Source organism: Bacteroidota bacterium, assembly GCA_013696965.1.
Classification (GTDB): domain Bacteria; phylum Bacteroidota; class Bacteroidia; order JACCXN01; family JACCXN01; genus JACCXN01.
Map to the genome: position 1 here is coordinate 1 of JACCXN010000090.1, position 9,471 is coordinate 9,471.

General features: G+C 33.5%; 10 protein-coding genes. 6 read left to right on the plus strand and 4 right to left on the minus strand.

All coding sequences use genetic code 11. From position 1 onward, the window contains the following. Positions 1-245: 245 nt before the first annotated feature. The gene (locus H0V01_12830; GenBank protein ID MBA2584259.1) at positions 246-1,217 is read right to left on the minus strand and encodes an isoaspartyl peptidase/L-asparaginase; all 972 of its coding nucleotides are present in this window, start codon (positions 1,215-1,217) and stop codon (positions 246-248) included. 196 nt (positions 1,218-1,413) lie between these two features. On the opposite strand from H0V01_12830, the gene H0V01_12835 reads away from it, so the two are divergent. From H0V01_12835 to rsmH, 4 genes are all read left to right on the plus strand, one after another. After that, a complete protein-coding gene (locus tag H0V01_12835; protein MBA2584260.1) occupies positions 1,414-1,620 on the plus strand; it encodes a hypothetical protein in 207 nt (68 codons plus the stop codon). Between the two features lie 305 nt (positions 1,621-1,925). Continuing rightward, positions 1,926-2,177, plus strand: a complete 252-nt coding sequence (locus H0V01_12840) for a hypothetical protein (protein MBA2584261.1) — start codon at positions 1,926-1,928, stop codon at positions 2,175-2,177. A gap of 271 nt (positions 2,178-2,448) precedes the next feature. Next, positions 2,449-2,988 carry a DUF488 domain-containing protein gene (locus H0V01_12845; protein ID MBA2584262.1) on the plus strand — a complete coding sequence of 180 codons (540 nt, stop codon included), beginning with the start codon at positions 2,449-2,451 and terminating at the stop codon, positions 2,986-2,988. Between the two features lie 521 nt (positions 2,989-3,509). Beyond that, positions 3,510-4,562 (plus strand): 16S rRNA (cytosine(1402)-N(4))-methyltransferase RsmH, encoded by a 1,053-nt coding sequence (rsmH, locus tag H0V01_12850; protein ID MBA2584263.1) that lies wholly within the window; start codon positions 3,510-3,512, stop codon positions 4,560-4,562. A 252-nt stretch (positions 4,563-4,814) separates the two neighbouring features. Here the strand turns inward: rsmH and H0V01_12855 are convergent, their stop codons facing one another. After that, positions 4,815-5,360: a DUF892 family protein gene (locus H0V01_12855; protein MBA2584264.1), complete on the minus strand. Its 546-nt coding sequence runs from the start codon at positions 5,358-5,360 to the stop codon at positions 4,815-4,817. Between the two features lie 446 nt (positions 5,361-5,806). On the opposite strand from H0V01_12855, the gene H0V01_12860 reads away from it, so the two are divergent. After that, positions 5,807-6,271 (plus strand): KTSC domain-containing protein, encoded by a 465-nt coding sequence (locus H0V01_12860; GenBank protein ID MBA2584265.1) that lies wholly within the window; start codon positions 5,807-5,809, stop codon positions 6,269-6,271. A gap of 95 nt (positions 6,272-6,366) precedes the next feature. Here the strand turns inward: H0V01_12860 and H0V01_12865 are convergent, their stop codons facing one another. Together H0V01_12865 and H0V01_12870 are read right to left on the minus strand one after the other, a co-directional pair. Beyond that, complete coding sequence (locus tag H0V01_12865) at positions 6,367-7,923, minus strand: MFS transporter (GenBank protein ID MBA2584266.1); 1,557 nt, start codon at positions 7,921-7,923, stop codon at positions 6,367-6,369. A gap of 81 nt (positions 7,924-8,004) precedes the next feature. After that, the gene (locus H0V01_12870) at positions 8,005-8,325 is read right to left on the minus strand and encodes a winged helix-turn-helix transcriptional regulator (GenBank protein MBA2584267.1); all 321 of its coding nucleotides are present in this window, start codon (positions 8,323-8,325) and stop codon (positions 8,005-8,007) included. A 238-nt stretch (positions 8,326-8,563) separates the two neighbouring features. On the opposite strand from H0V01_12870, the gene H0V01_12875 reads away from it, so the two are divergent. Beyond that, positions 8,564-9,457 (plus strand): alcohol dehydrogenase catalytic domain-containing protein, encoded by an 894-nt coding sequence (locus tag H0V01_12875; GenBank protein ID MBA2584268.1) that lies wholly within the window; start codon positions 8,564-8,566, stop codon positions 9,455-9,457. Positions 9,458-9,471 lie beyond the last annotated feature (14 nt).

A 9,471-nucleotide genomic window follows, 5' to 3' on the forward strand; every position in this document is an offset into this window, starting at 1 on the left:
TTCAATGCAAAAATAAAAGCTTTTAGGTCTGCTTTTAGAGGAGTTAGAAATGTAAGTTTTTTCTTGTTCAGATTAGCAAATATTTATGCTTAGAAATTTGCAGCCCCCAACTTTTCCGCTTGATCCCAGACTTCACGCATGTTTTGGGAATAATTTAACAGTCTTTCTGCAAAATTCCGGAGGCAAAAGAAGATGCAAGGTGCTTATTCATGAATTGCATCTGTTCTACGAGTAGTAATATTACCCTACTCAATTATCATATTGCAAACATTTACCGTGATGGTTCCATCTTTTTTTATAAAACCATAGAACATCCCTTCTGTATTGTAATCAACAGCAATGTTGCCATTTGCATCCATCGCAATAAGTCCGCCAACACCACCCGATTTTGTAAGTTTCCCTGCTATCATTTCTTGTGCTGCTTTCTTTACTGATATCGATTTATACTCCATCATCGCGCAAATATCATGAGCAACTGCATGACGTATAAAGTACTCTCCATGTCCTGTGCACGATACTGCACATACGTTATTTGCATAAGTACCGGCACCTATTATAGGGGAATCACCAACTCTTCCGAATTTTTTATTCAGCATACCACCTGTTGATGTTCCAGCAGCAAGGCTACCATAATTATCAATGGATACAGCGCCAACAGTGCCGAATTTTGTATCAGGAACTTTAGGAAATATATCGTTATTCTTATCGCTTTCAGCTTTTAATTTTTGTATTTGAATCCATCGATCCTCAAATTTAAAATAAGACTGGTCGACAATTTCAAGTGAATTCAGTCTGGCGAATTCATCAGCTCCGCGCCCAACAAGCATTACATGAGGTGAATTTTCCATTACTTTGCGTGCGGCTGAAATTGGATTTTTTACTGTTCGTGTTCCCGCTACCGAACCGGCATTAAGTGTTTTTCCATCCATTATTGCTGCATCCAGCTCAACCATTTCATTATTGGCATAAACAGCGCCTTTACCGGCATTAAATAAGGGAAAATCTTCCAATATCCGGATGCTTGCTTCAACGGCTTCAATACTTTTACCTCCAGAATTTATAATTTTAAAGCCTTTGTTTAAAGCATGCGTTAATACTTCTTTATATTGTTGTTCCTTCTCAGGAGATATTAATTCTTTATAGATTCTTCCTGTGCCTCCATGAATTAAGATCACAGTTTCCGTTTCATTGATGGTATTGTTTTTTAATTCATGCATCTTTTTATCTTTATTAGATTCAATTAACAAATGCAACTTTTAGATTGCGAGGTAAAATAAATATAAAACAGGAGGAAAATTATAAAATTCCCCTCTCTGTTTCTTTGGAAAGTAGTTTTTTTACCCCGATAATTCGCATCTTTCACAAGAGCAAAGGTATTAACATGAATTTTAAAACCCTAATACAATCGAGCTATTGTTACAAGCAAGAGAATCAAAATCTTCTATTGCAAAAATAATCAGCGCCATTGTAACAGTTAATGACAGAGCTTCGGGAATGTTATGGATGAGAAAAGTTGCAACCAGAGATGCAGCAATGGTGCGTTTGAAAATGTGTGAAATACTGGAAGAAATAAAAACATTTATAAAAACAATAACTCACAGTTTTCGATCCAACCAATGACGCATTCTAAAACCTTCCAATAGGAAATGTTGAAACCATATTAAAGCTTGAAAACAAAGCAACACTATCTGATGGGATTGTTGGCAATATCCACTTATAAAAACAGTTGAAAAAAAATAGAATTCCAAGTGAATGTGCTATTATTTTGTCCAGTTAAAAATGCTCTATTATTTGGAAAATTTAAATTCATATTGGAATAAATTGCATAAGCCAAATTATTATTAACCAGTAAAAGGAAATTAAATGCTTGGGCATGAATTTTTAAGGGTGAATAACAATAATTAAAATTTCACATTATGGAAACCATGTTAAAAACTGCAACAGCAAGGCATAAAGAAGGAAAATTAGCAAAAACCATTGAGGAACAAACGTCAAAACTACCTTCTGATGTTTTTTTATGGGCTGCTATTGGTTCAATTGCACTGTCCCTTACTATGCAAGTAGTAGGTAATAAGAATATTAGCCTGTTCGTTGGCCAGTGGGCACCTTCTTTTTTATTGTTAGGTGTTTACAATAAGCTTGTAAAATTAGAAGGTCACGATAAATATTCGAAATAAATTTTTGCTATTTAATTTCAGCAAAAAAAACGCACAGGAAAATATCCTGTGCGTTTTTTTGATTAAAGAGGAGAATAATTTGGACTTTCTAAATTTTCATTTTCTGTACAAGGGTAATATTTAATTTTTTCAATTTCGTATATTTGATAGGTAAGGATTGAATGAATGAATGAATGAATGAATGAATGAATGAATGAATGAATGAATGAATGAATGAATGAATGAATGAATGAATGAATGAATAAATAAATAAATAAAAAACAAATAAAAAATGGATAAAATCAGACAAAAGACTATATGGACTATAGGTCATTCTACACGGAGTATGGAGGAGTTTCTTTCATTGTTAAAATCAATTAATATTGAATTGGTTGCAGATATAAGAAGTTATCCAGGTTCATCAAGGTATCCTCATTTTAATAAAAAATCACTTGAAATTAGCTTACCTGAAAACACTATTGGTTATATTCATTTTAAGAATCTTGGTGGACGCAGGAAACCAGCTCCAGATTCAATTAACACTGCTTGGCGTAATGCTGCTTTCAGAGGATATGCTGATTATATGCAAACAAATTCTTTTGAAGAAGAAATTAAAGAACTCGAAAAAATTGCATTAAAAACAAATACTGCATATATGTGTTCAGAAGCTGTTTGGTGGCGCTGCCATAGAGCATTAGTTTCTGACTATTTAAAAGTTAAGGGCTGGAAAGTAATGCATATTATGGCTCTTGATAAAGAAGATGAACATCCATTTACATCAGCGGCAAGAATTTCAAATGGAAAATTGAGTTATGAAATAGCCATGCACTAATCTTGCTCCACGAAGTGACTGTGCTCTTTTGTGGCATTCTCAAATTTTAACTAATCTAAGAACTAAACCCCTTTATCCTTTTGATTGGTCATTATGCTCAGGGTTATTATTTAAAATGAAACTATAAAGGAAATCTTAAACAAACTGTGAAAAATTATAAAGAATTTCTTCCGGAATATTTTCCTTTGCCACATCCATCCCCCCGAAACCAGAATTGGGTTAAAATAAATCCTTGGTTTACAACTGAAGTGATTCCAGAATTACGAAAAAAAACAATGAAAATTATTTAACATTCCCATCAATGCAATCTAAAAAAAATGTATATCTAAAGAGTATTACCCTTTGGATCAAAGCTGATCCATTGAAAAGTCTGTTGTTTTGCTTACCTTTCCTTCCTAAAAGAAAGGTAGTCTGGGGCAAATTGTTTGTTGTTTCTATACCAAAATAGTTAGGGGAAAGTTTTATAGTATTGCAAAAAAACTAAATACACAGCGAACAGTAACAAGTAACAAAGTAAGCAAATGGACGATAAAAAGCCAGAACATGCTCGCAGGGAGCGATACAAAGGAACACACCCGAAAAATTTCAAAGAAAAATACAAAGAACTCCAACCAGAGTCCTACTCAGAGGATGTTGCCAAGGTTATACAGAAAGGAAGAACTCCAGCAGGTATGCACCGTTCAATTTGTGTAGACGAAATAATGGAATTTTTAGCTATAGTTCCAGGACAAATTGGCCTTGATGCTACATTAGGTTATGGTGGCCACAGTTTAGAGATGCTAAAACGTTTGGCACCTGGGGGCTGTTTGTTTGCTATTGATGTGGATTCTTTGGAATTGCCCCGAACAAAGGATCGTTTGGCAAATTTGGGTTTTGGAGATGACGTACTTGTAATTCGGAAAATGAATTTTTCCGGAATTGATCAAATTGTATACGAATCCGGAGCGCTGAATTTTGTTTTGGCTGATCTTGGTGTTTCCTCTATGCAATTGGATAATCCTGAACGTGGATTTTCCTTTAAAATGGAAGGCCCCCTGGATTTAAGACTTAATCCGAAAAACGGCAAACCTGCATCAGCGCTTTTAAAAACTCTTTCACAAAATAAATTGGAAGCACTATTGATCGAAAATTCAGATGAACCATACGCTGAACCCATTTCTAAAGCTATTTTTTCAAGAATAGAAAAAGGAATTTCTATAGAAACAACAACTCAGTTACAGCAAATTATTGAAGAAGCCTTGGAATTTCTTCCAAGGGATGAAATGCGCAAGGATATAATCAAGAAATCATGCCAACGCTGTTTTCAAGCCTTACGAATAGAGGTGAATAATGAATTCGGGGTATTGGAAAAATTCCTGGAAAAGCTTCCTTTTGCACTTGCTCCTTTAGGCCGTGTTGCAATTCTTTCGTTTCATTCAGGGGAAGACAGGCGAGTTAAAAAATCATTCCAACACTTTTTTCGTCAGGGTGTTTACAGTGAAATTGCTCCAGACCCAATAAGGCCATCAGCAGAAGAATGCCATACTAATTCGCGGGCACGTTCAGCAAAGTTACGATGGGCAATAAAAGCATAATTTGCAAGTGGAGCTCTCTCTCTTTGGCTCTTCTTTTTTGTAATGCCACAAATTTCATTTTTTCAATTAGAAAATCTATTTGATTTTTGCTGACCAAATGAAAAAACCAAAAGAATCAAAGGTCAAATAATAAAATTTAACCTTTGATTCAAAATTGCAGTATTGCATGAATTGTGGTTAACCAAAAAAAACAACATTTTACATACTAATAAAACAATTGGGAGTATATTGATATTAGGTTAGGAATAGTTCTTATTTTTTTTGTTCTCTGGTTTCATGCTCTTTTATTAGTTTTTTAGGCTGCTGGTGCATTGCTTTTTCATTAATACCTTCCTTGGCAATAAAAGTAAGTTGTTGATCCATTTTTTTCTCTTCTTCTAAGGCTACATGCAGAATTTCTGCAATATCTATCTGTCCCATTTCCTTTGCATATGTGCAGGCAGTTCCAAAAGTTGCTATTTCGTAATGATTAATTGCCTGAAGCGATTTAATTACTGCGGCATCCAAAATTTCTGGCCCCTCGCATCTTTCAAGAAGCCTGTTTTCTTCCTCAAGCAATGCGTCCATTGCTATGCATTTGCCTTCTACAGGCATTTCATTTACCTTCCGGAATACTTCATTAAGATGATCTACTTGTTGGTTTGATTCGTGTAAATGTTTATTAATTTGTTTTTTCAAATCTTTTGAAGAGACTAAATTTTCAAGATTAGCCAGATTTTCTAATTGCTTTTGTTTGGTATAATAAAGATCGTTCAATTGCAAAATGAATAACTCCTTCAGATTGTTTATTTTTTTCATTTTTTTTATTTTTGATTTTCAAAGTAATTGTTGAAAATTGTACCAATAATAAGGCACAGGAAGCAAAAGCTTACTTTATATTCCTATTTCACATTCCCTTATGCTTTTGATGCTATCTACTCCCCTATTGTTTGATTTTCTAGCAGTCTTGTTCCTATTAAAAAAATATTCTTATTACTCTTGGAATTATTTCTACAAACTGAGAAATATGTTGCCCTCTTTTTAAGTAATTAAGGCGAGAGAAACCAGTTTGATTTTTGGATGTTTTGACCTTTTTAAAAGGTTAATAAATGAAAAAAAAAACATTCGAAAAATATTGTCAGCATTGGTGAGTTTAGGTTTTGTTATTTTCTTTCTTCTTTTTTATGTAAAAATTTTCCTGCTGAAAAAGGTGTGAGTTAAACGGTACTTAATTAGTAACTTTGTAAAAAAATCCAAAAAAGGCAATGAAACGCATTAATGAATATAAGAAACTGTTTAATATTGATTCAGAAATAGATCTGAAACAATTAAAAACAACCTATAGAAATTTGATTAAAGAAGTGCATCCTGATAAATTTCAGGATGAAAATGAGAAGGCTGAGGCGGAAATAAAAAGCATAAAGATAATTGATGGCTATCATTTTTTAATTAGCATCGCACCCGAAACAAAGGAGGCTAACATGGAAAAGTACCTCTCTACCACTAATGATTCGGGTATATCAGGATTAAAACACAAAGGGCAGTTGCTTGAAATTTCATTTAGGGACGGGAGTACTTATGAGTATTTTGGTGTTTCTTCCAATGTATTTTCAAAACTATTAAATGCTGACAATCAATATCGGTTTTGCAAGAGAAACATTTTCAATGCCTTTCTCTATCGCAAATCAAAGAAGGATGTTGAGGAAGAAAAATCTATAATAACCCAGTAAATCTATTTTCTTTTTATGAAAGCAGAAGCCTGTTAGCAATTTTATTTGGGGTTTGCCAAGGTAAATGGGCTAATGGCTTTGATTTGCTTTTTTTCTCACTTATTTAAAGGATTGAAAAGCCCATATCTCTGAACTGATTGATCTTCTTGTATTTTTAACCAACCCAATGTACCTCCACAAAGCCATTTTGCATTGAAACCAAGTTCCAATAAAAGTTTTGATGCTTCAGATGAGCGCCCACCACCATTTCCACAAACTGTAACGAATTCATATTGTTTATCAAGGCTGTTTATGTGGGCTTTTAACTCTGTTAATGCAATGTTTATAGCATTAGGAATATTTTGTTGTTTAAATTCTTCTTTAGACCTTACATCTATAATTTGAATTTTTTTATGGTTCAAAATTGCATGTTTTAATTCTTCTGCTTCAATGCATTCTTTAGGGAAATTGATTGTTTCCGGCATTCTAAATTTTATTACTAAAGAAGAACCAATTGTTAAAGTACCAATTAAAATAATAGCATGATCAACGCCAAACAAATCGGCAGTAAGCCCCGAAATAATTGCTCCGAAAACATAACCTAAATCCCTCCAGAGTCTAAATGTACCAATGCTTTCTGCTCGTTGCTCCGGACTTATTGCCTGTGCAATGGTTGATAAAAATGTAGGATAAACAAGAGCTGTTCCCAGGCCAAGTACAACTGAAATGCTTGCAAGCTGAATAAAGCTTGTGCTTATTGGAATAAATAAAATTGCTAATCCCTGTAACAACATTCCCCAAAAAAGCATTGCTTTTTTGGAATAAACATCAGACATTTTTCCTGTAAACAATTGGCCAATGCCCCAAACGGCAGGATAAATTGCTGCAATAATTCCTATATTTTCAGAATTATAATGAAGAGATAAAAGAACTATTGGAAGCAAGCCCCAAATCATACCATCATTTAAGTTGTTTATCAAGCCAGCCTGAGTAACGGAACTCAATGTTTTGTTTTTGAAAGTTGTTTCAATAAAAACATTCTTGAGTTTTAGGGTACTGTTTGTTGCATGCTCTTTATTTACAAATTCCTTTGTGTCTTTGACAAAAAATAAAGTTAGGAGAAAACCAATTAGTGAAATGAAAACACCAATATAAAAAGGATAAGGTGTAATGCCATATTTATTGGCAATATATCCTGATAAAAAGGCAACAACTCCCACTGCAAAATATCCTGCAAATTCGTTTAAGCCCATGGCAAGTCCACGTTCTTTTTCACCCACTAAATCAATTTTCATTACAACGGTACTGCTCCAGGTCAATCCCTGACTGATCCCCAAAAGTATGTTTGCACAAATTACCCAGTTCCAATGTGTAGCCTGGATTAGGATAAAAGGAATTGGAATTGCTAAGAGCCATCCCAATAACAATAAATTTTTCCTGCCAAATGTATTTGCTAATCTTCCTGTAAAATAATTTGTAAGTGCTTTTGTAAAACCGAATGCAGTAATGAAAGAAAGAATTGCTGTGGTTGAAGACATGCCAAATTCTTTGCTGGCAAATTCCGGGAAAATAGTTCTTTCCATTCCAATCATTCCACCAACAAATGCGTTTACAATTACTAACAGGGTAAACTGCTGCCAATTTTCTTTGAGTCCAAGTTTTATATTTTCCATTTCAAAACTATTATTGTTTTTAATGTTTGTAGAATTAGGTTTTTCAAACTTCCCAATGAATCCTATTTTTCTTTCAAGTTTTTAAAGTTTCTCCAAAACCTTTTGGTTTTTTTTAAGATTCTCTATTAGTACCTCACGCATAAGGTTGCAGGCTTTTGCTACTTTTTTTGATGAAAGTGAATAATAGTTGCATTGTCCATCCTTCCTTACCTTAAGGATTCCTTTTTTTGTCATTAATGAAAGGTGCTGTGAAAGGTTGGATTTGAGCCCTCCGGTAATTTCTAAAATGTCGGAAAAACAAAACTCCTTGTCCTGAAGTATATCTATAACTTCTATTCGTAATGGGTTTCCTAGTGCTTTGCAAACATCAGCATGCAATTCGAAAATTTTCTTATCAATCATTTTAGTTTAATTGTTTAATAGTTCACAAAACTATAAACAATTAAACTGAATTCCAAATGATTGTTTTATTTTAAAAAGAAGTGTTTGTAAATTTTAAGATGGATTTCCCGAATTTGATTTACTTTGTTTGTTTTTAACTTACCTAACATGACCCTTCTAAAGCAAAATAAAGCTAAAACAGGCTATAGAAGCTAGAAAGTATTGAAAACCGAAGATTAAAATACCTTATAAATAAAAAATGCGTGCATTAGTTTATTCAAAATATGGACCACCAGAGCTTGCAGAACTAATGGAGGTTAACAAACCAATACCAAAAGATAATGAGGTACTAATAAAAGTTCGGGCAACTACTGTAAACCATACTGATTGTGCATTCAGGAGTGCCGAATATTTTATAAACAGGTTTTTTAGTGGTTTATTAAAGCCTACAAACAAAATACTCGGAAATGAATTTGCAGGAGAAATTGAAGCAAAAGATAAATACGTAACATTATTTAATATAGGTGCTGGCGGAAAGCTTATGAGAAAGGTGCTAACAACTACAATATTGCTTATAATTCAAAGTCTTTTTGCCTTTGGACAGATTGACACTACCCTTTCTAAAACAATTGACTCGTTGGCTTTTGAAGACCAAAAATGGCGGGGACTAATTCGACATATAAACAATAATGAAATAGACACAATTAGTAAAGAAATTGTCAGCCTCAATCTTCGCTTGACTGACAGTTTGAATTTAATTGAAATAAAAAGACTATTTGAAGAGTATGGCTTTTTAGGATATGACAAAGTCGGCAAGAATAGCTCTAAGAACTTTTGGCTTCTTGTTCAGCACGCTGACAAAAATCCTGAATTTCAATTAGAAGTATTAAGATCAATGAAACTTGCTGCTGACAACGGAAACGCTTCTTTGATTGACTTTGCCTATTTAATAGACAGAGTAAAAGTTAATACGGGACAACTGCAAATTTTTGGAACACAAATGCAATTAAATGACAGTAAAACTTCTTATGAACCAAAACCACTTCTCGACCCAGAAAATGTTAACTTGAAAAGGAAGGAAGTTGGATTAAATACAATAGAAGAATATATTAAAATAATGAATGACCGCTATTATGGAACAATTACAAAATAAAAGCCTTCCGCCAA

Excerpts from the sequence above, each read along its gene's own strand:
- rsmH (MBA2584263.1), top strand. The coding sequence starts at position 3,510 with ATGGACGATAAAAAGCCAGAACATGCTCGCAGGGAGCGATACAAAGGA.
- H0V01_12865 (MBA2584266.1), bottom strand. The coding sequence starts at position 7,923 with ATGGAAAATATAAAACTTGGACTCAAAGAAAATTGGCAGCAGTTTACC.
- H0V01_12840 (MBA2584261.1), top strand. The coding sequence starts at position 1,926 with ATGTTAAAAACTGCAACAGCAAGGCATAAAGAAGGAAAATTAGCAAAA.
- H0V01_12860 (MBA2584265.1), top strand. The coding sequence starts at position 5,807 with ATGAAACGCATTAATGAATATAAGAAACTGTTTAATATTGATTCAGAA.
- H0V01_12830 (MBA2584259.1), bottom strand. The coding sequence starts at position 1,217 with ATGCATGAATTAAAAAACAATACCATCAATGAAACGGAAACTGTGATC.
- H0V01_12845 (MBA2584262.1), top strand. The coding sequence starts at position 2,449 with ATGGATAAAATCAGACAAAAGACTATATGGACTATAGGTCATTCTACA.
- H0V01_12875 (MBA2584268.1), top strand. The coding sequence starts at position 8,564 with ATGCGTGCATTAGTTTATTCAAAATATGGACCACCAGAGCTTGCAGAA.
- H0V01_12855 (MBA2584264.1), bottom strand. The coding sequence starts at position 5,360 with ATGAAAAAAATAAACAATCTGAAGGAGTTATTCATTTTGCAATTGAAC.
- H0V01_12870 (MBA2584267.1), bottom strand. The coding sequence starts at position 8,325 with ATGATTGATAAGAAAATTTTCGAATTGCATGCTGATGTTTGCAAAGCA.